This is a genomic window from Aeoliella straminimaris (genome assembly GCF_024054565.1).
Classification (GTDB): domain Bacteria; phylum Planctomycetota; class Planctomycetia; order Pirellulales; family Lacipirellulaceae; genus Aeoliella; species Aeoliella straminimaris.
The window spans coordinates 445,417-471,568 of sequence record NZ_JAMXLR010000092.1 but is presented as its reverse complement, the minus strand read 5'-3'; the positions used below and the strand labels follow the sequence as shown (position 1 = coordinate 471,568).

Annotated in this window: 21 protein-coding genes; 2 read left to right on the top strand and 19 right to left on the bottom strand. The window is 61.9% G+C overall.

Translation table 11 applies throughout. From position 1 onward, the window contains the following. Window positions 1-82 precede the first annotated feature (82 nt). Window positions 83-805, bottom strand: coding sequence for a 1-(5-phosphoribosyl)-5-[(5-phosphoribosylamino)methylideneamino]imidazole-4-carboxamide isomerase (hisA, locus tag NG895_RS27640; RefSeq protein WP_252855804.1), 723 nt, complete (start codon window positions 803-805; stop codon window positions 83-85). A gap of 232 nt (window positions 806-1,037) precedes the next feature. Between hisA and NG895_RS27635 the strand changes: the two genes are divergently transcribed. Beyond that, window positions 1,038-3,389 carry a PVC-type heme-binding CxxCH protein gene (locus NG895_RS27635; protein ID WP_252855803.1) on the top strand — a complete coding sequence of 784 codons (2,352 nt, stop codon included), beginning with the start codon at window positions 1,038-1,040 and terminating at the stop codon, window positions 3,387-3,389. Between the two features lie 75 nt (window positions 3,390-3,464). On the opposite strand, the gene NG895_RS27630 is transcribed toward NG895_RS27635, so the two are convergent. The 3 genes from NG895_RS27630 to NG895_RS27620 form a co-directional block, all read right to left on the bottom strand. After that, on the bottom strand, window positions 3,465-4,214 hold the full coding sequence (locus tag NG895_RS27630; protein ID WP_252855802.1) for a metallophosphoesterase: 750 nt from the start codon (window positions 4,212-4,214) through the stop codon (window positions 3,465-3,467). Window positions 4,215-4,368: 154 nt separating this feature from the next. Continuing rightward, window positions 4,369-4,974: an imidazole glycerol phosphate synthase subunit HisH gene (hisH, locus tag NG895_RS27625; protein WP_252855801.1), complete on the bottom strand. Its 606-nt coding sequence runs from the start codon at window positions 4,972-4,974 to the stop codon at window positions 4,369-4,371. 158 nt (window positions 4,975-5,132) lie between these two features. Continuing rightward, entirely contained in the window at window positions 5,133-6,005 is an 873-nt protein-coding gene (locus NG895_RS27620; protein ID WP_252855800.1) for an OmpA family protein, read from the bottom strand. Between the two features lie 294 nt (window positions 6,006-6,299). Between NG895_RS27620 and NG895_RS27615 the strand changes: the two genes are divergently transcribed. Then, a complete protein-coding gene (locus NG895_RS27615; RefSeq protein ID WP_252855799.1) occupies window positions 6,300-8,600 on the top strand; it encodes a mechanosensitive ion channel domain-containing protein in 2,301 nt (766 codons plus the stop codon). Between the two features lie 19 nt (window positions 8,601-8,619). Here NG895_RS27615 and NG895_RS27610 read toward each other — a convergent pair whose 3' ends face one another. The 15 genes from NG895_RS27610 to NG895_RS27540 form a co-directional block, all read right to left on the bottom strand. After that, window positions 8,620-9,102, bottom strand: coding sequence for a hypothetical protein (locus NG895_RS27610; protein WP_252855798.1), 483 nt, complete (start codon window positions 9,100-9,102; stop codon window positions 8,620-8,622). 46 nt (window positions 9,103-9,148) lie between these two features. After that, the gene (locus NG895_RS27605; protein WP_252855797.1) at window positions 9,149-10,483 is read right to left on the bottom strand and encodes a prepilin peptidase; all 1,335 of its coding nucleotides are present in this window, start codon (window positions 10,481-10,483) and stop codon (window positions 9,149-9,151) included. 20 nt (window positions 10,484-10,503) lie between these two features. Then, the gene (locus NG895_RS27600) at window positions 10,504-11,031 is read right to left on the bottom strand and encodes a shikimate kinase (protein ID WP_252855796.1); all 528 of its coding nucleotides are present in this window, start codon (window positions 11,029-11,031) and stop codon (window positions 10,504-10,506) included. A gap of 79 nt (window positions 11,032-11,110) precedes the next feature. Beyond that, window positions 11,111-12,598: a shikimate dehydrogenase gene (gene aroE / locus NG895_RS27595; protein ID WP_252855795.1), complete on the bottom strand. Its 1,488-nt coding sequence runs from the start codon at window positions 12,596-12,598 to the stop codon at window positions 11,111-11,113. A 165-nt stretch (window positions 12,599-12,763) separates the two neighbouring features. After that, the gene (mutL, locus tag NG895_RS27590; protein ID WP_252855794.1) at window positions 12,764-14,629 is read right to left on the bottom strand and encodes a DNA mismatch repair endonuclease MutL; all 1,866 of its coding nucleotides are present in this window, start codon (window positions 14,627-14,629) and stop codon (window positions 12,764-12,766) included. A gap of 87 nt (window positions 14,630-14,716) precedes the next feature. Next, window positions 14,717-16,105, bottom strand: coding sequence for a sigma-54-dependent transcriptional regulator (locus NG895_RS27585; RefSeq protein WP_252855793.1), 1,389 nt, complete (start codon window positions 16,103-16,105; stop codon window positions 14,717-14,719). 132 nt (window positions 16,106-16,237) lie between these two features. Beyond that, window positions 16,238-16,999 (bottom strand): two-component system sensor histidine kinase NtrB, encoded by a 762-nt coding sequence (locus NG895_RS27580; RefSeq protein ID WP_252855792.1) that lies wholly within the window; start codon window positions 16,997-16,999, stop codon window positions 16,238-16,240. A gap of 214 nt (window positions 17,000-17,213) precedes the next feature. Further along, on the bottom strand, window positions 17,214-19,331 hold the full coding sequence (pnp, locus tag NG895_RS27575; RefSeq protein WP_252855791.1) for a polyribonucleotide nucleotidyltransferase: 2,118 nt from the start codon (window positions 19,329-19,331) through the stop codon (window positions 17,214-17,216). Window positions 19,332-19,709: 378 nt separating this feature from the next. Continuing rightward, window positions 19,710-19,979: a 30S ribosomal protein S15 gene (gene rpsO, locus NG895_RS27570; RefSeq protein ID WP_252855790.1), complete on the bottom strand. Its 270-nt coding sequence runs from the start codon at window positions 19,977-19,979 to the stop codon at window positions 19,710-19,712. 355 nt (window positions 19,980-20,334) lie between these two features. Continuing rightward, window positions 20,335-20,778: a CBS domain-containing protein gene (locus NG895_RS27565; RefSeq protein WP_252855789.1), complete on the bottom strand. Its 444-nt coding sequence runs from the start codon at window positions 20,776-20,778 to the stop codon at window positions 20,335-20,337. A gap of 547 nt (window positions 20,779-21,325) precedes the next feature. Next, on the bottom strand, window positions 21,326-22,054 hold the full coding sequence (locus NG895_RS27560) for a PEP-CTERM sorting domain-containing protein (protein WP_252855788.1): 729 nt from the start codon (window positions 22,052-22,054) through the stop codon (window positions 21,326-21,328). Next, a complete protein-coding gene (locus NG895_RS27555) occupies window positions 22,054-23,109 on the bottom strand; it encodes a dockerin type I domain-containing protein (protein ID WP_252855787.1) in 1,056 nt (351 codons plus the stop codon). Before NG895_RS27555 ends, NG895_RS27560 begins: the two co-directional genes overlap by 1 nt. Window positions 23,110-23,274: 165 nt before the next feature. Then, window positions 23,275-24,513: a lactonase family protein gene (locus NG895_RS27550; RefSeq protein ID WP_252855786.1), complete on the bottom strand. Its 1,239-nt coding sequence runs from the start codon at window positions 24,511-24,513 to the stop codon at window positions 23,275-23,277. Window positions 24,514-24,741: 228 nt separating this feature from the next. After that, complete coding sequence (locus NG895_RS27545) at window positions 24,742-25,149, bottom strand: hypothetical protein (protein WP_252855785.1); 408 nt, start codon at window positions 25,147-25,149, stop codon at window positions 24,742-24,744. 12 nt (window positions 25,150-25,161) lie between these two features. Then, window positions 25,162-26,040, bottom strand: a complete 879-nt coding sequence (locus NG895_RS27540) for an alpha/beta hydrolase (RefSeq protein ID WP_252855784.1) — start codon at window positions 26,038-26,040, stop codon at window positions 25,162-25,164. Between the last annotated feature and the right edge of the window lie 112 nt (window positions 26,041-26,152).

The window sequence follows — 26,152 nt, the reverse complement described above, 5'->3', positions numbered from 1 at the left end:
TTTATTGATATACCGCTCGTAAGTGTTGGCCGCCGCGAACAACGCCGTGCTGCCAGGCGGGCCCATCCGCCTCGGGGCTGACTCAAGCGGCCGCGTTGGCCACCTCAATCGCCTCGCTCAACTCAAAGGCTCCTTCGTACAATGCCCGCCCGATGATTGCCGCAGCCAGACCTGCCTCGGCCAGTGCGCGGACGTCTTTAATGGTGGTCACACCGCCGGAGGCCACTACCGGCACATTAACCGCTGCCTGCATTTCCTGCATCGCTCGAACATTGGGGCCCGACATCATGCCATCGGTGGCAATGTCCGTGTAAACAATGGCGGCCAGCGGCTCGTCTTCGAACTGCCGGGCCAACTCAATGGCCGAAACGCTGCTGGTTTCCAGCCATCCGTCGGTGGCTACCAGTCCGTCGCGGGCATCGATGCCCAGTACCAGTTTGCCAGGAAACTGCTGACATGTCTGGCGGAACCAGTCGGGGCGTTTGATGGCCGAGGTGCCGACCACCAGGCGATCGAGGCCAAATCCCAGCAATTCGGCGATGGACTGTTCGTCCCGGACACCGCCGCCAAGCTCGCATTGCATCTCCACAGCCGCTACGATGTCCTGCACGGCGGGAAGGTTGACCGGCAGGCCTTCCCGGGCTCCATCGAGGTCGACGATGTGCAAATGCTGAGCGCCGGCGGCCTGAAACGAGTGCGCCACCGAGACCGGGTTGTCGTTAAACACCGTCTCCTGGGCGTAGTCGCCTTGGCGCAGCCGCACGCACTTACCCCCTCGCAAGTCAATGGCCGGCCAAATCTGCATGCCCACAGCGCTCCTATCGCCTATGTTCCTCATAAGAATGAAACCTGAATATCGCAAATCAACGGTGCCGGTTCAAGTAGCTCGCGTTGGTGGCGGGCGCCGGGCGAAGGCCACTTTTTTAACTAGTCGGCTACTTTGTAGCCCCGTCAATAGGGGGCGTTTAATTTGCCTGCTGCTCGCTGCGATATGGTCACACACACTGGGCAAAACCGCACACGCCGCGGAGCCGCGTGTGTTGCAGGAGGGTTTCCAACTCGAACGCGTGGCCAGCGAACCCGATATCGTCACGCCCGTCGCCCTGGCCTTCGACGCGGGCGACCTGCTGGTCATCGAATCGCACACCCATCAACGCCCAGAGGACTACAGCGGCCCCACGAGCGATCGGATCCGGCGTCTCTCCGATGGTGATGGCGACGGCAAATTCGACACCTGGAGCACCTTCGCCGACGGATTTCGCCATGCGATGAATCTGGCCGTGCGGAGCGATGGCGCCGTGGTGGTGGTCACTCGCAAAGATGTTTTCCTACTGCGCGATACCGACGACGACGGCCAAGCGGACGCACAAACGACGCTGGTTCACCTCGAAACCAAGGTCGACTACCCGCACAACGCACTCGGCGGTTTTGTCTTCGACCGCCAGGGCGGTTTCTACCTGGGACTCGGCGAGAACTTCGGCGCGCCGTATCGACTGATCGGCAGCGACGGCAGCGAGTTTGCCGATTCGGGAGGCACCGGCATGGTGTTTCACTTTGCTGGTGACGGTTCGGGGCTTACCAAGGTGGCGCAAGGCTTCTGGAATCCGTTCGGGCTCTGCATCGTCGGCAGCCATGCCCTGTTCGCCGTCGACAACGATCCCGACGCCAGCCCCCCCTGCCGGTTGATCCACGTAGTCGCCACTGGCGACTATGGCCACCGTTGGGAGTATGGCCGCGCGGGGGTCCATCCGCTGCAGGCCTGGGATGGCGAACTGCCCGGCACGCTGCCGATGATCTGCGGCACCGGCGAAGCCCCCTGCGCCGTGGTGCCGCACAACGGTCACTTGTGGGTCACAAGTTGGGGCGATCATCGCATCGAGCGTTACAAGCTCGCGGCCGATGGCATGTCGTTCACCGCCAAGTGCGACATCGTCGTGCAGGGCGACGAGGACTTTCGGCCGACCGGTTGTGCGGTGGGCCCCGATGGTGCGCTCTACTTTGCCGATTGGGTGTCGCGGAGCTATCCGGTGCATGGCAAGGGACGTATCTGGCGGCTGGTGGGACCGTCTTCCACCAGCACAACGGAGTTGGCCGCTGTGGAGACCGTAGAGCAGGCACAGCGCAAAGTCGACGACGCACAAAGCCTCGCTGATTCGAGTGATCCCTTCGCTCGGCAATTGGCAGTGGCAGCGCTCGCTTCGCAGTTCGATCCCAACGGCCCCCCACTGCTGCGAGCTAAGGGGTTGAGAGGGCGACTCACTCAGCTGCAAGCTCTGCGGTGGGAAGAATTCGTGCGTCCCGATATACTCCGCAAAGCATTGCGAGACCCGAACCCCGATGTGCGTCTCTACGCCCTCCGCTGGATTGCCGACAATCATCTGACCGAGTTCCGTGATGAGGTGGCCAAATTACTCGATGGTGAAATTCCCAACGAGCGGTATTACCTCTGCGTGTTGGGTGCGATCCACTGGCTCGACAGCAATCGCGAAACGCCACCAAAGTCGGTTGTCGATGGATTGCTGGCGCGCGAACTGCGTAATTCGCGCCGCTCCAACGATCGCAAGGCACTTGCGCTGCGGCTCGTCTCGCCCACGCATAAGCAGCTTACGCTCGACACCCTGAATGGCTACATCGAGGGTCCGCATGCCGGTTTGCGGACCGAAGCCGTGCGGACCCTGGCGCTCGGCGACCACCCCGAGCGGTTTCAGTACCTGGCCAAGGTGGCGGGCGACGAAACGGTCGATCCGGCAGTACGAGCGGATGCCCTGGCGGGGCTGGCCGGCGGGCCCGAACACTTCCAGCCACTGTTAGAGCGCCTCTCAGGGAGCGACCTCGCCGTGGTGGCCGGCGAGGCAATGCGTGTTCGCCGACTCCGAGGAGAGTTCGACACGCCTGAGGAGTTTAAACCCGAAATTGACGACCTCGACACCTGGCTCGCGCTGACCGAGGGGCGTGGCGATGCGGCCGCGGGACGCCGGCTGTTCCACAGCACCCTGGGCCCAAAATGCGCGACATGCCACACCCTCGCTGGCCGCGGCGGCACCTACGGTCCCGATCTGACGCGTTACTCCACGAACCACGACCGCCGCCAAACACTCACCGCCATCCTGCACCCCAGTCGCGACATCGCCCCGCGGTACGTCCCCTGGGTGCTGGAGACCGACGAAGGCAAGACGCTCGTCGGGTTGCGACTTCCCCTGCCCGGCGACGGAGGTACCGAACCCTACATCGACTCCGAGGGCAATCGCTTCGACCTGGCGAGCGATCAGATAGAGTTCCGCGAACCCTCCAAGAACTCCATCATGCCCGAGGGGCTGGAAAAGACGATGACGGTCGCGGACCTGGCCGACATCCTGGCGTTTGTGCTGGAGCAGGACCAGCAGGAATGATTCGGAACACTAATCGACACTAATCCGCGCTAATAATTGCCTTCGAAAATTAGCCCCAATTAGTGTTCTGCAGTATCAAATACTCACAACCAATCCAGCATCAAACCCTATTGCCGGTGCGTCTGGATATCCGCGCTGGTTACTTAAGATTCGCGTGCCCATCCACTCGTAGTCGACACAGTGATGAGTATGGCCATGAATCCAGAGGTGTATAGGAAACTCCTCGATCAACGAGTCCAATTGGCTCGCATAGGCTGCCGACAGCAATTCGACGGGCTTATGTCGGTCCAACGACTGAACCAATGGCGCATGGTGCGTCACCACGATGGTTTGTCCGGACCATTCGCGCTGCAACTCGGACCTCAGCCAGGCAAGGCTGGAGAGGTGCAAGCTGCGCGTGGTCGCTGGCTGCACCTTGCCGTAGCGTGGCGATTTTCGAATACGTTTGTAGTCGTTCATGATTTTCTTGGCTTCAAGCATGGCAATTTCGCGGATTTCGCTGCCGCACAGGTCAAAGTCAGTCCACAAGGTGCAGCCAAGAATCCGCGTTGCCCCAAACACAGCAACTTCGTTCTCAAGAAAGTGAACCTGCGTCCCGCTCGCTTGCTGGCGCAGCTTGTCTGTCAGCTTCGGCAGTGCATCTCCGTAGTACTCGTGGTTGCCGGCTACGTAGATAGCCGGAATTGCCGACTGCTCCAGCGCGAATTCCAGGCCACGAGTTCGGACGTCAATATCGCCCGCCAGAATACGAACATCCGCGTCAACACTCGGAATCTCGAACGACTCAAATTCCAGGTGCAGGTCGCTAAGGATGTGGAGTTTCATGATTACGGCCCGGTAATACGCGAAGTTATTCGCAGGGACCAAAGCATCTGCTGAGAGGTTCCTTCGCCGCCGCCACGGGACGAATAGTGATTAGTGAGGATTCGTGCTAGTGTTCCATCAAAAGACTTAGGGCCCTAGCGTCGCTCTGGACCGCCTACAACGCCGCGAAGTTCTCAAGCAGCTTCAGTCCCAATCGCTGGCTCTTCTCGGGGTGGAACTGCGTGGCGAACAGGTTGCCTTGCTGGACGCTGCTGGTGAATGGGTCGGGGTAATCGGTCGTGGTGGCGGTGACGCTGGGGTCCGTCGGCACGACGTAGTACGAGTGGACGAAGTAGAAGTAGGCGCCCTGGTCGATGCCCTCGAACAGTGGCGAGTCCTTCTGCTTGGTGATCTGGTTCCAGCCCATGTGCGGTACCTTGTACTCGTGAGGCACCTCGAACCGCACCACTTCGCCCGGCAGGATGCCAAGTCCCTGGTGCTTGCCATCCTCGTAGCTGGTCTCGAACAACAGTTGCATGCCCAGGCAGATACCCAGCGTCGGGGTACCATCGGCCACCGCCTGACGAATCGGCTCGATGAGCTTCCGCTCCCGCAGTGCGGCAATCGCATCTGCGAATGCTCCCACGCCCGGCAGGATTAGCTTGTCGGCCGCGGCGATTGCCTGGGGCTCGTCGGTTACCTCGGCCTGGTGCCCCACCTTCTCCAGTGCCTTCTGCACGCTGCGGAGGTTGCCCATTTCGTAGTTGATGATCGCGATCATGGAGCAGGGGCGAGGATTCAGGGGTCGGGGTTCAGGAATCTAAGCACCGCCATTCGGGACCCAAATAGCCGGAGGCACACCTGCCTCCGCGAGGGAACAACCAAATGCAACGACAGCCCCAGTGTATCCAAAGTTCGCCAGGGATGAGAGAGCCCGGATTACCGGCGGCGGGTGGTTTCGGGATAGACCACCAGTTCGATACGGCGATTTTGCGCCTGACCGGCGGGCGTGGCATTCGAGACCAGCGGGTGGTTGGCTCCGTGGCCAATCACGAACAGTTGCTCGGGCGCGGCGCCAAACGACTGCCTCAGCTGCTCGTACACGACCGTCGCCTGGGCAACCGACAGATGGTGCGGCGTGGGGTACTGGGCCGACAAGCCGGTCTGGCTGTCGGTGTGCCCTTCGATGCCAATGCGATGCTCGGGGTAATTGGACATCAGGTCCGAGGCCACACTGCGGAGCAGTTGATCGGCCCCCGGTTGGAACTGCGGGCTGCCCGGCGCGAACAGCGTATCGCCGGCAATCGTCACACGAATTGTGTCGCCATCCTGCCGCACGCTGACGCCCGCCATGTTGGCCGACTGCAGCGGCTTGAGCAGCGTATTGTTGGCGCGAATCTCGGCTCCCACCGGCTGCTGCACGCTGGCGCTGGCCGTAAGGGCCTGAGTACGGTTTTGCAGTTGCTGTTTGTCTGCCAGCAGCTTTTGGTTGTCGGTCTGCATCGCGGCCAGGCGGTCGGTCGTGGCCTGCAACTGTTGCTGCATGGCCACGGTCTGGTCGCGCATCAATTGTTCCTGCTGCCGCGATTGGGCCAACAGGGCCTCGAGTTCCTGATTGTCACGATCGAGTGCATTGGCCCGTTGCTGCAACTGCTGCTGCGTGGCGGCCAACTGTTGTTGCTGTTGAGGCGAAAGCGCAATCGGCTGTGCCTGCGGCGGCCCCCCCTTGGGCGTAAACACAACGCGCCCGCATCCGGTGGCCACCAGGGCAACCAGCATCAACAAAACAGTTGTGGCGTAGCGAAAGGGCATCGGACCTTGAGGAGTCGGGGGCAAACGAGCTAGCGAAAACGACAGCTCCAGCGCGCGGACTTTAGCACCCGTCGTGGCTGGCCACAAGAGCAAGCCAGAACTGGCTATTAGATCCGCAGCAACAAGGCGGGGAATGCTAGCACCAAACTTGGGGCCAGCTAACCCGTGACGAGTGGCCGCCAGCGATGCTTGCACGAGGGCGAGACAAAAGGTCCCCCCCGACCTGCAATTGACTTCATCGGTAGCAATTCGGTACTTTCCGCCCCCCGCTATCCCCTTTCCATCGATTGCTCGATGTACCGCACTGCCCATTCTGCTGTCGGGTTACTTCTGGCCACGTTCGTCGTGTCGCAGAGCTCAGCACCGGTATGCCGGGCCGAGGCGCTCCCCGCTGCCGGCCCGCTTCTAAAGGCAGCCGATCAAGACGTCACGCCGCCGGAACAAACGTCGATCGCCGACCAGCGCGAAGAGGTCGCCGAGCGAATCCGCGTTGCGCAGCGGTCGCTCCCCGAATCGGCGGACAACAACCAGCAGACACCAGAACCGACTTCGCGAGAAGTTGAATTGCTGAAACAAAAAGACCTGGTGCTGCAGCAACGCGAGGCGTCCCAACAACTGAAGGACGAGCTGGTTGAGGACCGAGCCGAAGTCCAGGAGCAGTTGGACGACTTGCGGCAGAACGGACCTCAAGCTGAGAAGCCGTACTCGTTTCTGTACTTGGAGTCGCTCAACGATTCCCTGGCGGCCGAGCGCGACCGACTGGAATCCCGCACCGCGGCCACCAATGCGTCCCGCGAATCGCTCGAGCGGGCCAAGTCGGCCGCCGAGGACGCCGCGAAGGAACGTCGCCGTGCGGCGGAACGCGCCAAGACAAACGACGACCCCGCTGAGGCAGGCGAACTGGCGCTCGAACTGAAGTACGAAACGCTCGAAAGCGAGTTGGCCGCCGCGGTTGTCGAGCTTCGTCGCATCGAGTTGGAAAACGAAAAGTATGTTGAGGAGACGAAGAAGCTCGAGTCGCAACTGCTCGAAGAGACCATTGCCCAGGTCGAACAGGACGTCACGTTCTCGTGGTCCGATTTTCAGAAGCAACTGGTCGCGCTCGACGAATTGAAGAAGGACATCAACAACGAATTGGAGGAGAACGAGGCGGGACGTCGATACCTGGACGAGCAATGGAGTAACGCCCGCGCCCGGATGGACCAAGCCAATGACCCCTCAGGGGCCCTGCGGGCGGAAGTCGAGGCCCGCGACCGGGCACGCACCCTGCGAACCGAAGAGAAGCAGATGCTGGCCGACCAGTTGCAGTGGCTGGCGCCGATGCGCCAGACCTGGAACCGGCGGTACCAGATTGCGACGGGCGAGTTCACCACCAACGAATTGACTGATTGGGAAGACACTGCCGAGTCGTTGGTCGATGAACTGAGCTATGAACGACGTTTGATCGACGCCCGCATCGACGGCTTACGTTCGAACCTGGCGGCCGTCGATCGGAGAATGAAGGACACCAGCGAGGACGACACCCAGGTCCGTCGCTGGCTCCGCGACCAGCAGCGTACGCTCCGCGCTGGAATCGAGTTCTACAACGATTCGTACATCCGCCTCGACGCGGCAACCCGGCTGCATGAGAAACTGTTGCTGGAAATCGAACGCCGCGCGGACCACTTCTCATTTAGCCAGTGGATGAGTGTCTATGGGCAGCGGGCGGCCAACATCTGGTCGTACGAACTTGCCAGCACGAAAGACGACAACCCAATCACCGTCGGCAAAGTTGTGATGGGAGCCCTACTGCTGGTATTGGGCTTTGCCATCTCGAAGCGGCTGAGCCGCTTCTTCGGTCGCCGCATCCTGCCGCGACTGGGAGTGCAGGAAGGAGCGGCCCACGCGCTAGGCTCGCTAACCTTCTACGCCTTGGTGTGTTGTGCTACGCTGCTGGCCTTGCGCTTGGTGAATGTGCCGCTCACGCTGTTCACGTTCCTCGGCGGTGCCCTGGCCATCGGTGTCGGCTTCGGCAGTCAGCGGCTTGTGAACAATTTCCTCAGCGGTTTGATCCTGCTAACCGAGCGTCCGGTTCGGGTGGGCGACATGATTCAACTAGGCGAGGTCATTGGCATTGTCGAGGCGATCGGCACACGCAGCACGCGCATCCGCACCGAAACCAACCTGGAAATCATCGTGCCCAACAGCGCGCTGGTGGAAAACAATGTTTCGAACTGGACCTTGTCCGATCCCACCATTCGCACCCTGGTCAAAGTGGGCGTCCAGTACGGCTCGCCCACCGATCAGGTGGTCGAGATCATGGAGTCGGTGGCCGAACAGCACATCCGCGTGCTCGACGCGCCGGAATCGTTTGCGTGGTTCACTGGATTCGGCGACAACGCCTTGGAGTTCGAACTCCACTTCTTCCTGGTGTTCCGCAACCTCACCGAACAGAAGCGGATTCAGAGCGAACTGCGACTGGAGATCGAGCGACGATTCCGCCAGGCGAACATTGTGGTCGCTTACCCGCAGCGAGACGTGCACCTGGATACTTCCCAACCGCTGCAGATTCACTTCTCGGGCGACACGCCCAACGACCGCGGCAAGGTGGCCTAGCGCTCAGATTCACTGACGCTCAAGCAGGCAGGCAACCGGCAGGGTACTCGCCGTAGAAGCGGCGGATGAAATTGCGGTGCCAACGCTGTGGCTTATGCGGTTCCCATCCCCAGCGTTGCATCAGGCGATCGCTCAGGCGGACGTTGGCCGCATCGCACACGATGGCGTCGGTCCGCTTGATGGCTGCCACCTGGTCCAGGGCCGCCAGGGCCGCGCGGAACGTGGCGTAGCGGGTGCCATCGGTCGATACGATGTACTTCAACGCCAGGAAGTTTGCCATGCCCCGCGGTTGATTAAAGTACAACCGGCAGCGATCCTGCGGGCCGCGGGCATGAAATTTCAGTCGCACGGGCCACACTTCGGGCCAGGAGATCAGCTTGGGCAGCGGCCGCAGCTCGAGCGAGTGGAACTCGCCATGGCGCGTCTCGATGACGCCGTAGCGTCCCTGGGCCACCTGATCGCGGTGGGCCAGCAGATCGTGAATTTTCGAGAACCAGAACATGCCAGAGCAAAGGGTTGGGGAAGTGTCATTTCCACCCAAACCTAGGTCACTCTGCCTCGGGTGCCCCGAGAATTCGGTTCTTCAGTCCCTGATAAACCGCTAAAATCGCGCCACATAGAATCAGGCAGACCGCTAACACGACCAGCACCAGGATTGGCCTCTGGAAGAACAAGCTGCCCCAGTTCCAGACGCTGGCCCAGCGGACGATTAGAAACACCGTGGCCGCACAGAGGAACGGCCCGTACGGCAGTTCGTTTTCCTTGCGGACAATGAGTTGCACCAGGCCATACACGAGCGCGGCGAACGGGGCGAGGAAGAACACGATCACGCCCGCCTGCCAGCCGATCAGCGTGCCGATCATCATCATCAGTAGCACGTCGCCAAAGCCCATGGCCTCTTTACCCAAGGCAGGGCTGGCGATAATGCGAATTAACCACACCACGCCACCAGCGCCCACCAGCCCCACCAGCGATGTGAGCAGTCCCACCCAGGCCGCGCCGCCCCACCACCAGACAGCCACCACCAACACGGTGCCGATAGCCGTCACCTCGCGGAGCGGTGTGGTCCACCAGTCGCTGCCCACGCGGGTCAGGAAGTGCCGCACCGCTCGCACCAAGCCGCGCCGCCGGAGCCAGCTTCGCCGCACGAACGCAAAGCACCAGAGCCAATAACAGGCCAGCGCCAGCACCAATGACTTCCAGTTGGGCGCCGCCGCTAGTTCGGCCGGCCAGTCACTCGCAGCGGCCAGATGGACCGGCTCGAGATAAAACTTCGTGGCCGCGCCTGCTTTGTCGATCAGTTGCTGGCCGGCCACCGGCGGCACTGGGGGCATCGTGATTTGCGGCAACAAGGCCAGCGGCGCGAGCGTCGCCAGGATCAGTCCAAAGATCGTGCCTGGCACGGTGATGATGTCGGGGATGATGCGGTCGTCGGCGTCGATGAACGTGGCGGCCAGCATGAACCACATCAGCACCGCGTGGGCGAGGAACTCGAGGTGGGTCGCCACCGCGAACTGGTCGGGGGCGAAGGCCCCGATGTTACCGAGTGCCTGTTCGGCGATAAGCCCCAGGGCTTCGGTCTCCCACCAGTACAGCCACGCCAGGCCGAGCGGGAAGGCCAGCTCGATCAGCATCGGCCGAATCCAGTGCCCATGGCCGTGATGCGGTGCTTCGCGCCGCAAGAACCACCAGCCGACGATCGGGATGCAGTCGCTCCAGGTGCGCGGCTCCAACTCCGGCGGCTTCGGTTGCCAGGGCGAGCGGAGGCGGCGCTCCCAGGCAAAGTGATAGATCACCGCATTGGCCAGTGACGCCAACACCGCGGCAACGACAAACACCAGGGCGAGTCGCGCGGCGAGGGGAATGGCCAGTATCAACTGCATGACATCGTGTCGCTGGATGGCTAGTTGGCGGTGAGCTGCTGGAGAATCTCGGCGGCGATGGCCTGCGGCGTGCGGCCCTCGGTGTCGACTTCAAGCGTAGCACATTGCTGGTAAATGGGCGTCCGCTGGGTGAGCACCTGCTCGATTTCCTCGGTGAGCCCCGCCCCTGTGAGGCTGGGTCGCAGTGAGGCGGAAGCCGCATCGGCCGAGAGCCGCTCGGCAATCACCTCCGGCGTGGCCTTCAGCCACACGACGTGCATTCCGTCGATCGCCCGCTGACTGGCCTCCCGCAACACGGCCCCCCCGCCCAAGGCCACGACCTGCGTTGGCCCTGCGGCCAGCTCAGCTACCACGGCTTGTTCCAGATCGCGGAAGAAGCGCTCCCCCTCGTCGGCGAAGATGTCGGCGACCGGCTTGCCGGCGCGGGTCTGGACGATGTCGTCCGAATCGGCCCACGCGCACCCGAATCGTTCGGCCAACTCCTGCGCAATGGTAGTCTTGCCGGTTCCCCGGTAGCCAATCAGAAAGATGCTGCGATCAGGGGGCATGGGCTTCGAGTGAACAGTGGTCGGTGGCAGGCAAGTCCATAGCTTACAGCCTACGGCCTACAGCCAAAAGCCGCTTACCCTAATACTTCACCGGACCGGTCACTCGCTTCAACGTCGCCTTCATCACGTCGAGAGGCGCTTCCTTATTCGTAAAGAGATAGTACTGCAGCTTTGCCTGACCGACGAACATCTCCACGCCGGTCACTGTGTGGCAGCCATGGCTGCGGGCTTCTTTGATCAGCAGCGTCGACTCGGGATTGTAGACCGTGTCGAACACCAGCATCGACGGCTTGAGGTACGAGCGGTTGTAAGGCGTTTCGTCGACATTGGGGTGCATGCCAATGGGAGTTCCGTTGATCACTACATCAACTGGAACGGTATGCCGGGCGCCCCAATCGACGGCCTTGGCTCCAAACTCGGTGGACAGCTTATCGGCCCGCTCGCGGGTGCGGCTGGCAAGGATGGTCCGTGCACCGCGCTGCTTGAGTCCATACAGGATGGCACGCGAGACGCCGCCGGCCCCCATCAACAGTACCCGCTTGTCTTGCAGCGGACTCGCCTCTTGCCCCGCGCCGCCCATCGCATGCTCCAGCGCGTCCATCGCGGCTGTGCAATCGGTGTTGCAACCGATCACCTCGCCATCGCGGAACACCAGGGTGTTAACAGCCTTGATTCCTTTGACGGCCGGAGTGACCTTGGTCACGTGCTTCTTCACCGCTTCCTTGTGGGGAATGGTGACGCTAAGGCCCTTGATACCCAGCCGCGGAACATCCTCGATAAACTGGCTCAGCGAGTCGGGCGGCACCCGGAACGGCACGTACACGGCGTTCACGCCCTGCTCGGCGAGCGCCGCATTGTGAATATGCGGGCTCAGGCTATGGGCAATTGGGTCGGCGATCACGCCGAACACCTGGGTGTCTTCGGTAATCGAGTCGTAGCGGTACAGGTCCTTCATCTGGTCGAAGGCCAACTGCCCCGGAGCGAGTGCCCGCTCGTGGTGGAACGTGGCATAGGAGAACGGCGCGCCGTACTTGCCCATCAGGATCCGCGACGGGGTGCCAATGTCGCCCATGCACATGCCAACGGTCGGCAAATCAGCATTCTTCACCATTTCCAGCATCCGCAGATTGTCGTGCGGATTCTGCGCCATGGTGGTGATCTTCACGATGTCCGCGTCGAGACTCGAGAGCCGCTTGTAGATTTCGTCCAGGTCGTCCGGCGTGTGGCGGAAGTTGTGGTAGCTGATAATCCGCTTCGACTGGCCATACCGCGGGATGCTCTCCGCGATGTCGTCTTCCAGGTCGACGTACTCCGCGCCCAGGGCGACCGCTTCACGGAGCACCATCTGCCGGGCCTGCTCTTCGCCGCTGAACTTGCCGCCATCCTCTTCGCGGCGGCAGGTTATGATCACGGGGCAAGGGCGATCCTTGAGCAATCGCTGCAGGTTCAGCCGGCTCGCTACGTAGTCCAATCGCAGCTCTACGAGCTGCGCGCCACGTTTGACCAGCTCGTGGTACTCGGCCAAGAGGTGCTTGTGACGGCTACGACCTATCGAAACGCAAATCATGGGAGGAGGGGTCAGGGGTCGGGATTCAGGGGTCAGGGACGGAGCGCCTGACTTCAATGTAAAAGGAACGATCTAGTGTGATTCAAACCACCAGACTCTGCAATTCGGTGGCGGGTTCTCGCCAGCGTTGGCCCTCTGACGCCCCACTTCCGAAACCTGAACCTCTCAAATCCGCTTAAATTGCTTGTCCAGGTCGTCGCAACTGAAGACCAGGGCGGTCGGGCGACCGTGGGGGCAATGGTGGTGATTCTGGGTCAGGTGCCGGTGTTCCAACAGCGCCGTGATCTCGTCGGGCGTCAGCCGATCCCCATATTTTACCGCCGCCTTGCACGCAACGGTATGGAGCAAATCGTCCATCAGGTCGGTCGCCTCGGGCAGGCGATCGGATGCGGTCAGCCGATTGACCACGTCGTGCAGTACCTCTCCTGGGGGAAGGTTGGCCAGCATGGCCGGGTAGCTGGAGACCAGGACCGTGTCGCCACCGAAAGGTTCAATCACGACCCCCAGCTTCTTGAGCAACTCGCGCTGCTCCAGGGCCGCGGCCGCCTCGTCGGACGCCAGATCCACCGGCTCGGGCACCAGCAGGGCCTGGGTCTCCAGGCTGCCAGCGGCCACTTTGGCGCGAATCTGCTCGTATAGGATCCGCTCGTGCAGCGCGTGCTGGTCAATGATCTCCATGCCGCTGTCAGTCTCGACAATCAAGTACCGATTGTGCAATTGAATCACCTTGGCGCCCATCGCCCGTGGTACTGCCGGCTCGGCAGCGGGCTCGGGCGCATAGTCGCCGCTGGCCATTTCCGCCGGGGTGGGTTGGTGCCGAGTGGGACCGGCATCGGGAAACGGCTTGAATTCCTGCGGCAGGCGGTGCATCACGAGCGGTTCGCCCACCGCCCGCGAGGCGGGGCTCGGCGCGTCGGTCGAGTCGAAACGTCGCTGGGTGAGCTGCTCTTTGGCCCAATCGACCATCTGGCTGGCGCCGCCGGCGGCCTGGTCCTCCTCGCGAGTGGGCGACACCCCCTGCCCTCCCGGACCAGCCCGCAGGTCGCTCGACAAGAACTTACTGCGGAGCGTGCTCAGCAGCTGACTGTAAAGCCGCCCGCCATCCTGAAAGCGGACTTCCAGCTTCGTGGGGTGAACGTTTACGTCGGCCAGGTTGGCCGGCATGTCGAATCTTAAAAAACAAATCGGATATCGCCCGGTAAGCAGCAATCCGCGGTACGCCTCGCCCAGGGCGTGCTGCAGGGCCCGATCGCGAATGTTGCGACCATTGAGGAACAAATACTGCAAGCGGTTATTGGCCCGGCTGTACTGCGGATTGGCGGCGTAGCCCCGCAGCGAGATCGGCGGGTCGACGCTTTCGACTTCGATGAGCGATTCGGCCAGTTCGTCGCCAAACAATGCGGCGATGCGGACCCGCCAGTCGTCGGTGGGCGGCAGGTCGTGCACCTCTCGCTGGCCATGTTCCAGCCTACAATGCACCTTGGGGTTGGCCAGGGCGATGCGCACGAACGCCTCGGTGGCGTGGCCAATTTCGGTCTGCGGCGTCCGCAAGAAGCGTTGCCGAACCGGGGTGTTGAAGAACAGGTCGCGGACCTCGATGGTGGTGCCCACCGGACAGCCGGCCGGCTGAATGGCTTCGGCAACGCCACCGTTCACGCGAAGCTCGGCGCCCGAGTTGGCCTCGGCGGTCCGCGTCCGCAACAGGGTGCGACTCACCTCGGCAATCGATGCTAGCGCTTCGCCACGGAACCCCATGGTGCCGACTTCGAACAAGTCGTCCGCCGAGACAATCTTGCTGGTCGCATGATTCGACACGGCGAGCATCAGGTCGTCGGGCTCGATCCCGCAGCCGTTGTCCGTGACACGGATCAGATCCCGGCCCCCTGCTTCGAGCCGCACATCGACGCGAGTGGCGCCGGCATCGATGGAGTTTTCCAGCAACTCCTTCACCACGCTCGCGGGCCGCTCGATCACTTCCCCGGCGGCAATCTTATTCACCACCGAAGCAGAGAGTTGCTGAATCCTAGGCATCTTTCGTTCGTCCGTGGTCGATCCGTGGTTGTTATTCGTTGGACGTGGGACGAATGCTTGCGTCATCCGTCACTCGCAATTCATCATTCACAAATCATACTCCTTAATCTTCCGATACAGTGTCCGCTCGCCGATGCCCAGCATGCTGGCGGCTTCTTCGCGGTTGCCGCCGGTCACTTTGAGCGTTTCGGCGATGAACAGACCTTCGATCTCCGACAGCGGCTTACCCACCAGCGTGTGCAGGCCGTCGGCGGCGGAGCCGCCCGACTCGCTCTCCGGCGGGCTGAACTCGGGGGGCAGGTCGTCCAGGTCGAGCACCTCGTCATAGTCGACCACCACCATGCTATCGATGGTATTGGAAAGCTGCCGGACGTTGCCGGTCCAGCTATGGGCCATTAATCGGCGGCGGGCGGCCGTGGTCATGCTCTTGATCTTCTTGCCGTGCCGCGCGGCGTGAATCTTGGTGAAGTGGTCCACCAACAGCGGGATGTCCTGCGTCCGCTCGGCCAGGCTCGGCAGCTTCAGGCTGATCACCTTCAGGCGGTGGTACAGGTCCTCGCGAAACTCGCCGCTGGCCACCGCTTCTTCCAGATTGCGGTTGGTAGCCGAAATGATTCGCACGTCGACCTTCACCGTCTCGTTGCTGCCAACGCGAGTGATCTCGCGACTCTCCAGCACGCGTAGCAGCTTAATCTGCGTCGGCACCGGCATGTCGCCCACTTCGTCGAGGAACAGTGTCCCGCCGTCGGCGTATTCGAACTTTCCCATCCTGTCGCGGGCGTCGGTGAACGCGCCGGGCACGCTGCCGAACAATTCGCCTTCGAGGATGTGCTCGCTCAGGGCCGCACAGTTCAGCCCCACGAAGTGCCGGTTCTTCCGCGGGCTGTTCTGGTGAATCGCCTGGGCGACCAACTCCTTGCCGGTACCGGTTTCGCCTTCAATCAGCACCGTCGCATCGGTCGGCGCGATGCGGCGGAGCCGTTCGATCAGGTCCTGCATCGGTGGGCTGTTGCCAATCAAACCTTCGAAGCCGAACTTCTCGTCCAACCGGCGACTCAGCTCGGCATTCGCGCGGCGGAGGTGCTGTGCGCGGGCCGCGTTGTCGACCACGCTGCGGAGCTGACCCAGGTCGAGCGGCTTGAGCAGGAAGTGCGAGGCCCCCTCGCGCATGGCCTCGACGGCCGACTCCACGGTGCCGTGCCCGGTGACCATGATCACCTCGGCGTCGGGCAGGTCGTCCTTGGCCTTGGCCAGAATCTCCAGCCCACCGACCTTCGGCATCTTGAGATCGGTGACGACGATCTCGAACGAATGCCGCTCCATCAGATCGGCACCCTCCTGCCCGGTCGTGGCGAGCGTGCAGGCGTAGCCTTGGCTCGACAGACTATCGGCAATGGTCTCCGCGTGCGCATGATCGTCGTCGATCACCAGCACGTTGATGGGAGGGCCAACTTGAGCAGCTTTCGATTTCGCCATGATTCAAAGATGGATTTCGACGCGGATCAACGCGAATTGTGCAGGATTATGGCGGATTGCAATGGCTTCGCCAACCGACCGTCAAAGCTTGCCATGCAATGCCTGCGGGGGATGGCGATCCACACGTTCGGACTATTCGGGCAGCACCACTTCGCGTTCGACACCGCCCTGCCCCGGCAGTCGCGGTGGAACAGGAAGCGAGATAGTAAAGCGGGTCCCGCGGTCGACTTCGGTCTGCACACGAATCTCTCCGCCGTGGGCTTCGATGATCTTGCTGGTGGTCGGCAGCCCGAGCCCCGAACCGCCCGGCTTCGTGGAGTAGAAGGTCTCGAACATCCGCGCGGCGGTCTGGTCGTCCATGCCGCAGCCGGTGTCGATCAGGTGCAGCAGCACCCACTCTCCATCGCCACTGGTCGCCACGGTGAGCTGTCCCCCATCGGGCATTGCCTGCTTGGCGTTCAGCAGCAGGTTGAGCACTCCACCGCGGAACGACTCGCGATCCAGCAGCACCGTCGGCAAATCGGGATCGAAGTATCGCACCACCTCCACACCGGCTGCTTCGGCCTCGGGTGCGAAGAAGTCGAGCAGGTCGGCCAATTCGTGGTTCAAGTCGGTGGGCTTGAGCGTTAGCTTGCGGACTTTGGCAAAGTTCAGGAAGTCGTCCAGCAACCCCTGCAGCCGCTGGCATTCGCTCTGCATGGTCGCTACCCGGCGGAGCGAGCGATGTTGGTGCGGCGAGGGTTCGTCTTCGATGTCCTCGGCCAGCAACTGCAGATTCAGCCGGATGGTGGACAGCGGGTTCTTGATCTCATGCGCGAGCGCCCCCGCCAGCCGAGCGATCTCGGTGTACTGGTCCATCAATCGCTGGACGGCGGAAGTGGTTTGCTCAGACATTTCGTAGGAGTCGGGATGCAGGGGTCGGGGGTCAGGGATTGCCCCATCAGTGCTACCCGGGCGGCGTTGGGCGGCGCTCGATTCTTTAGCACGGAGCTTCCGGGGCCGAGCGTATACGCTGCCCCCTGATCCCTGAATACTGACCCCTCTAATAAAACGGGCCCCGCAAGCGAGGCCCGTGTGGGTTTCAGACTTTTCGCTTGCCGCAGCGGGATTACTCCGTAGCGGCGGGCTCGCCATTGCTTTCGGCTTCGGCCAGCACGGCCTTGCGGCTCAGCTTGACGCGGTCCTGCTCGTCCACGGCGATCACCTTCACCTGAATCGGATCGCCCACGCTCAGAATGTCGGCCACGCTCGAGACGTAGTCGTTCGACAGTTCGCTGATGTGGCACAGACCGTCCTTGCCAGGCAGGATTTCGATGAACGCACCGAAGTCCTTGATGCTGGTGACCTTTCCATCGTAGATGCGGCCGACTTGCACCGTGGCAGTCACGGCTTCGACACGGGCCAAGGCTGCCTTGAGGGAATCCTCGTCCGCGGCGGCGATGGTGACGGTGCCGTCCTCGTCGATGTCGATCTGCGAGCCGGTATCTTCCTGAATGGAACGAATATTCTTGCCACCAGGGCCAATGAGCATGCCGATCTTGTCGGGCACGATATTGGTCCGCACCAATCGCGGTGCCGAAGCAGCCGTGTTGGTTCGCGGACGCTGGATGGTGCTGAGCATCGATCGCAGGATTTCCATCCGAGCTTCACGCGACTGGGCGAGCGTGCCGCGGATGATCTCTTCGCTGATACCCTTGATCTTCAGGTCGAGCTGAATACCCGTGATGCCGTTTTGCGTACCGGCAATCTTGAAGTCCATGTCGCCGAAGTGATCTTCGTCGCCGATGATGTCGGTCAGCAAGACGAAGTTGTCGCCTTCCTTCACCAAACCGGTCGAGATGCCGGCCACCGGATTCGAGATCGGCACGCCAGCGGCCATCAGGCCCAGAGTGGCACCACAGACGCTGGCCATCGAACTGGAACCGTTGCTCTCGGTGATGTCCGAGATCACGCGGATCGTGTAGGGGAAATCGTCGTGATCCGGCAGCACCGGGTTGACGCTTCGCTCGGCCAGCATGCCGTGGCCAATCTCACGACGGCCAGGGCCACGAATCGGACGGCACTCGCCCACCGAGAACGAGGGGAAGTTGTAGTCCAGCATGAACCGCTTGGAGTACTCTTCGAACAGGCCATCGACGCGTTGTTCGTCGCGCCCCGTGCCCAGGGTGACGGTGACCAGTGCCTGGGTCTCACCACGCTGGAAGATGGCCGAACCATGCACGCGAGGCAGCACGTCGACTTCGCATTCGATAGCACGCAGCGACTTGTTGTCGCGGCCATCGGCACGGGTGCCGGCGAGAATCAGGTCGCGGATGACCTTTTCTTCCAGGTCGTGCCAATTCTTGCCAAACGAAGCCATGGAGAAGGCCCCTTCGGCATCGGGGTCGGGAATCAGCGTGCTAAGCGCTTCTTCCTTCACGGCACTGCAGGCGGCGGCACGTTCGTGCTTGCCCTCGGTCTGCTTCGCGGCGTGCAGCTTGTTGTAGAACTGCTCGTTGATCTTGTCCCGCAGGCCATCGTCGGCCGGCGGCACGTAGTCCATCTTTTGCGGCTGCACCTTTTCGGCCAGCTCGAGCTGCAAGTCGCAGATTTCACCGACGTACTTATGAGCCGTCATCAAGGCCTCGGCCATCCGGTCCTCAGGCATTTCGCGAGCGAAGCCTTCGATCATCAGGATGGCGTCCTTGGTGCCCGAGACAATCATGTCCAGGTCGCTGAACTCCAACTCGTCGGCCGTGGGGAAGGCAACGAACTCGCCGTCGACCTGCCCCAACCGCACGGAGCCCAGCGGGCCCATGAACGGCAAGTGCGAGATCGTCAGTGCGGCGCTCGCACCATTCATTGCCAGGATGTCGCCGTCGGTCTGGCGATCACTCGACATTACGAACGCTTGAATCTGCACCTCGTCCATGAAGCCGTCGGCAAACATGGGACGGATCGGGCGGTCCATCAAGCGGGAGGTCAGGGTTTCTTTGGTCGTGGGACGACCTTCCCGCTTCAGGAAGCCACCGGGGAACTTACCCGCCGCGGCGTGACGCTCGCGGTAGTCGCAGGTAAGCGGGAAGAAGTCGATACCGGGGCGAGGGGAGCTGTGGGCCGCAGCGACCATCACCACCGTCTCGCCATACTGCACCAGGCACGCACCAGCGGCCTGCTTGGCCACGGCACCCGTTTCGATACTGAGAACTTGACGCCCGATTTGTTTTTCTACTTTGACTCGATTCACAATACTGTCTTTCCTACTTAGCTTATTCTTACTTACTTATTTACGTTGCCTATGAGCGGAGGGCGCCGACGGGCCAAAGGGCGAACACTTCCCCAGAGAATGGTGCAAGACGCACCTCTGCCGAAGGTGGCCGCACACTCGCTTCATATCAAGCGAATCCTTTCGAGTGGTGATCTCGACGAATGCCTGGACTGTCCAGGACGACTTGCGATCACTACCCGAAAATTTTGGCTTGATGAAACTCAAGCGGCGACATTCGGCAAGAGCACGATAGTGCAGCAGAGAAATGGCCAACCGGCCCAGCACCCAAGCGCTAGCTGCGCTCGAGAACGAGAACACCGGGCGGTTTGTTGGCCGAATCTGACGCGTGCGGCGAGATTACTTACGAATCTCGAGGCGACGCAGCAGGTCGAGGTAAAGTTGCGGGTTGTGCCGCTTCACATAGTCCAGGAGACGGCGGCGCCGACTCACCATGCGCAACAAGCCCCGGCGACTGGAATAGTCCTGGGGGTGCTGCTGCATGTGTTCGGTCATCTGGCTGATGCGGTTGGTAAGCAGCGCGATTTGGACCTCCGGCGAACCCGAATCGTTCGCGTCGCGTCCAAAATCACCGACCAGCTCTTCTTTCCGATCCTTAGTAAGCGGCATGCTCGAAACCTAATTAACCTCGGGGCAACAAAAAAATATCCGGTGCTTCGTGTCTGGCGTCCAACCACCCCTGATGCAATGGGCCGCGAGTGAACACCAACCCCTCTACGAGGCCGGGAGTTCCCAAATGGCTCCTCGCGCGACTCGGGGGGCGTTTCACTCCTTTTCCCAAGGGCCCAATTGCCCTTGCATCAATAGGGTTTCACTTGACTTTCAATTACACGTCGCTGCTAAGCCCAGTAGTGTAACGCACACCAGCCCCACCGCAACCCCCACTACTGCCATTTTTGCAGGCTCCGCACGCTCCCCGAAAACAGGGGTTTTTTACCACGTCGACGCCCACGCGTGGCCAAAACTATATCCCACCCGAGTCCAGCACGGCCGGGCTTTCGCGGTGTACCAGGCTGCCAATCAGGCCAAGCCGCCGACCCATGACCGAAACCACGTCGTCCAGCGTTACCAGCGCCACCAGCCGGCCCTGCTCGTCGACCACCGGCGCCCGACGGCATGGCACGCCCTGCATCACCCGCAGAATCTCGTCGTCCCGATCGCACGGACGCACGCACTGAGGCGCGGCCGTCATCACGTCCACCACGCGTACTTCGGTCGAATCGAGTCCCCTGGCCACCACCCGAGTAGCCAGATCGCGATCGGTAACGATTCCCACGGGCCGGTGCGACTCGTCGCACACCACCAGACAGCCCACCAGGTGATCCCGCATCCGCGCCGCGGCAATTTGCACCGAATCCGAGGGCGAAATCGTGTCGACCTGCAGGGTGCCAATTGAATGAAGTGTCATCGCTGAACTCCTTCCTGGTTCGAGATCACACGGAAAGAACCCATAGGAATGCTACGCACGTCACGCGGCGGTTCAAGCTGCCATTTGCCCCGTCGCATTTGTCGCGGAGCGATGGACCAGCGCCCGCGGCCGTATTGGTACCAAATCGGGGATCTACATCCGCGGGCCCAAAACTCGGCCCGTCCCGGCGGCACAGCGCTCCGCAAACCATTTGACACCAACAACTTGCAACATCCCTCGGCTTCAAATCCCCAGGAGTTTTGGTACACGAGTACGCCCACCTGTCCCAATACTCGGCTGCTGCGGCAAACTCGCCCGGCCGTCGACCGGGTCAGCCCACGCTGCGATCTCACGCACGGTCCAGCCAGATGCCGCTCGCCGGCGGCGATGCACGCGCAGCAGGCCACCCTGTATTGGACTCACTGGGCTGGTGAATTCAACACCGAATTTTGGACAGTTGGTGTCCCCCCGATTCGCCACGCAAACAGCGCTGCGGCCAGGCCGCCCCACAGCAGCCCAACATGCGAACACGGGGAGCGGAAGCCACTCAGGCGATGGCGCTGCGTCTGGAGCGGCGACGAGCCTGGGCCACGACCAGCAGCAAACCAGCCCCCAAGAGGATGATCGTAGAGGGCTCGGGCACGGTGATCAGTTGGCCGCCAATGACGGGCCCCCCGGGGTTGCCAAAGGCCTGCGCATTTTGACTGTGAATCATCAGGTGCAGTTGCTCGGCGAACAGGTCATCGAGGCTACCGGTCAGCGCTCGCGACGAGGCACCAGCGGGCGTGTGCACAAAGGCGTCGCTATCGTCCCAGATTCCGGAGACGACCACCATGCCATTGGATCGGACCTGCACCGTTTGATCGGCGTCGTCACCACCACGGGTATGCCCGGTTTCGGTGGGCGGCGACGCTGGGGTGCCCAGGATGTTAAGCACGTGGGGCGTGGGAAACGATGCATCGATGGTCGTCCCGTCGGCCGCCCGTGCTGTGTGAATGTGAATCTTGTCCAGGTCGGGCGTGGCATCCCCTGCTCCGAACACACTCTCGAAGCCCGAGAGACGAATGGTGTATTCGAGCGTCGGGCTCGATCCATCCATCGGTTCGGTCAACGTAAAGTTGGCAGTTCCCGCGTATCCCAACTCCGGCGGCGACTCTCCATCCAAAGTGAACACGCCTGTGTTCATCAAGGTAGCTTGGAACTTGGTGATCGTCTCGCCCAGGGCGAGCGGCGACATGCTCAGTGCGGCAAAGGTAAGCAAAACCAGGTGTCTCATCAGCGTGCCTCCAAGTGGGTGGCCGACTGCTCCGGTCGACCTCGACGAACAGGTGGAAAAGAAGCCAAACACAACGCGGCCGCCAACAAGGCGACCAGATTCTTGATCGATGCGGCCTCAGGAACCGCCGACACTGCCAGCCCGCTGGCCGAAGTGCCCAAGTGGTTCCGCCAGATGGTGTAGTCGGCCAGGTCGATCTGCCCGTCTGCATTGCCATCAGCACCGGCGCCAGCCATAAGGGGTTCGCTGCCGAAAGAGTTGCGCCACACCAGGTAGTCGTCGCTGGTCACCACGCCATCGTGGTTGTAGTCGCCTGCAGCGGTGGGGAGTGCCAATAAACTCTGAAGTGCCAACGCCCCCTCCTGCCGAGCGAGGATGCCGAAGTTCCAACCAAACGTCAGTATGAAAGGGTCGCTGGCTTCGTATCCAGGCGATGTCAGCTGGACGGGCACACCATACACGCCGGCCGCCAGCGACGAATTGGGCACGCGGACCGATCCGTCGGCATGCCAGTAGTAGTTACCACGATAGGTTCCCCACAGCATGCCAGCCTGCGGAGTCGATCCAGCGGAGATCGTGTAGCGATCGAGGTCGTTGATCACCGGATAGCCAAACCCATCGGCCGCTGGAGGAATCAACATCAGCGAAGCCGGGGTGGCACTGATTTGCTCGCCATTCCAGTAGTAAAGCCCGCCCACGGTTTCAAGATAGAGGTCCGTGCCCGGCGGGGGACCAAACTCGGGTTGGTTCACTCCAAAGCTCAGGTCGGACGCAGATGGTCCGGAGCCTTCGTCGAGCAGAAATGAAGTGGCCGGCTGGGCGAGAATCGCCAACTGCCCTTCCTCGACGGTGACCAGCGTCGGATCTCCGTGACCACGCGCGGGACGCTGGATCGCCATCGCACAGGCAATCGCCAGCAGTAACCGCAGACAGCGCAGCGTGGCGGATACGCCCTCGCCAGTGCGGGGACGTAGCGCACCCTCGCCGCCTTCATTCGAAGGGCGCAGATGGGCGTCCCTCGTGCTGTTCTGTTCCATGCCGGCGATTGTAGACATACGGCGTCCAAGTGGCAAACTCACCCCGCACGGCAGATGTGGGACACCGAATCGGCAATGCACTCTGGCGCGCGAAACCACTTGGTTTCGCTGCACCGCCCCCGCAAGTACGATTTACCGCGGGAAGTCATCGCTTGATAGCAGGCCGTGCAAGCGGCCGCCGTCTCACTTCGCGAGATCCAGAAATACGATGCACGAAGGATTGCCCACCGGCACGTACTGCTCGGTGAAGTAGAGCATGCCCGAGTTCGTGTCGACTTTGAAGATGGCCAGGTTGTCGGCACGCTGGTTGCACGAGTAGAGGAGGTCTCCGGACGGAGTGAACTCGAAGCTGCGTGGATAGTCGCCCCGAGTCCACTGATTCTCGATAAACGCCAGTTCGCCTTCGGCCCCCACGGCAAACACGCTGATGCTGTCGTGCAGGCGGTTTCCGGCGTAGACGAACTTGCCATCGTCGGAGACCAGGATCTCCGAGCAAAAATTGCTGCCGGCGTAGCCGGGGGGAAGCGACGAGAGCGTTTGCCGCTGCGTCAACTTGCCGCGTTTCGCATCGTAGTCCAGCAGCACGATGGTCGAGCCTTCTTCCTGAATGGAATACAGCCAGCGACCGTTGGGGTGGAAGCTGAAATGCCGCGGGCCATCGCCCGGTGGCAACGCAACCTCGTGATGCTCGCCGGCGGTGAGCTTTCCCGTCGACGCATCGAAACGCCATACGAAAATCCGATCAAGCCCCAGGTCGACGTGCAGGACGTATTGACCGCTGGGATCCGACTGAATCATATGGGCGTGCGTACGGTCATGACCGCTGAAGGCGAAGCTGCCTTCGGGTGCGTTGGTGGCCTTGGTCGGGCCGATCTCCCCGGCATCGTTCTTCACGTCGACCGCCTCGCCCAGGCTGCCATCTTCCTCCACCGGCAGCACCGCGACCGAACCACCAAAGTAGTTGGCCACCAGCAGGTACCGGCCACTGGGATGAAGGCTCACGTAGGTCGGCCCGGCTCCTCCTGAGCCAACGGTGTTCAACTGCTTCAGACTGCCGTCCGCCGGATCGATGGCAAACGAACTGATCGTCCCATGCTTGTCGGGGCCGACATGATCGGTCTCGTTTGCCGAGTAGAGTCGCGTACCGGCAGCGTTCACTGCCAGGTGACTGGGGCTGGTGCCGAGCGGAAACTCGCCCGCTGGAGTCAAATTGCCTGTCGTGCGATCGACGTAAAAGATGTGGATGCCACGCCCGTTGCCCTCCGGCAAATCGACTTGGGTTGGCAAAGGGTCGTGCAGTGGCGAGCTGAACGTACCCACGTAGGCCACCAGCGGCCGCTCGGGCTCATCGGCGGCTAGACGCACGTCGCCTCCCAGCAGCGTTAGCGACAACAGCAAACCGGCGTTAACCAGGCATTTCATCTAATTTCGTCCCATCCGGCAAATGATCATGCACGCGGTACCTTGGTCACGAAGCAGCAAGGCCACTCGTTAGCATGATTGTAGTTGGGGGGCTCGCGAACTCCAAATAACTGCGGTTGGCTTATCTCTGGACCGCGCGGACTCCAAGGATTTGCCCTTGCCAAAGCGTCGCGTCGCCATGCTAAGCCGGGGCGATAGATGAAGGGGAATCCAACGTCCCTATCAGGATTACCGAGCCTGTCCCTGATGAGTATTATCGGCAACCAGGCGAACGACACACAGGTACAGCACGCCAAGCAACATCAGTTGTGCTATGGGGACGGTGACCTCCACCAGGGGCGGACCGCAGTGCATCAGCCGCTGGCCTTGCAGGCGAGCTTCAATAAATGGCAACAAGTCATAACGGTAGACGCCGAAGCCCACCAAAACGGACAGCAAGGTGCCAATCAGAAACGCTATGGAAGCCTCCATGTTTCGATTCGCCGCGATGGCGACGATGCCGTGAAACAGCAGCGGCACGGCCGCAATCGCGAAGAGCCCAAGTGACTCGCAGCCCGCTTCGCGAAACAATAGCGATTGGGCCGCAATGCCCCACAGGCAGCAGCCGATAGTGATGATCAAGATGGCGGTGCGCATGTCGGCCAAACGTCAAGGCGGCGGCTGCAAGTTCGCATCCAGGAATCTAACGATCTGATCTTTGTACAGCACCGGGTCGTGCGCCAGCAAGTCGACGTGGCCCGCGCCGGAGAAGATCACCAGCGTTTTCGGCTCGCTGGCTTGGGCGAACAGCCGCTCGGTTTCGGCCAGCGTGGTATGGCGATCCTGGTCACCGGCCGCCACCAGCACCGGGCAACCGGCCGCGTTGATGCGGTCGATGGGACGCAGATCGGCGGTGGAGATGCCTAGTCGCGGACTGAGTTGCACCAGCAGCGCCGGGGCTAACACGTGATGCAGTGGACCGAGACGCATGGCCAAGCGATCGTGCACCGCTTCGTCGATAGTGGGATAGACCGACTCGAGCACCAACGCGTCGATCTCCAGCGGCGAGGCCAGCACCGCCGCCGCGCCCCCGAGCGATCGGCCCACGACGCCAACTTGGTGATCGGGTGTTCGTCGTCGAAGGTACGCCACAGCAGCCTCTGCATCGTGCCGTTCGAGGTGGCCGATGGTGATGTGCTCGCCGGGCGACTCGCCATGCGCCTGCAGATCGACGAGCAGCGCCGCATAGCCCGCATCGTGCAACAGCCGAGCCCGCGTGAGCATCGCCCGACGATCGCCGCGAATGGGATGCAGCAGCACGACGGTGGCCGTGGCATTGTCGGCGGGAATGTACCAGCCGGCGAGCCTCGCGCCCGACTTGGATTCGATCGAGATTGACTCCACCGGCAAATCAGCGGGCGGCGGGCCAACGGTTCGCAGGGCGGGCGCAACCAACCGGCCCCCAACCACCCACGAGGCGCCGGCGAACACCACCATGAACAGGGCCAGCATCAGCAGGCCCCAGCGAAGCAAGCGGCGGCGTTTCATGGAGAGACTTTTGCAGAGTGACGTTCGATATCCTCGCGGTTGCTACGCTGGCGGATGGCGATGGGTTCGCGCCAGTTGACGGCATCAAGCAAGCTTGCTTGGGTCGAGATGG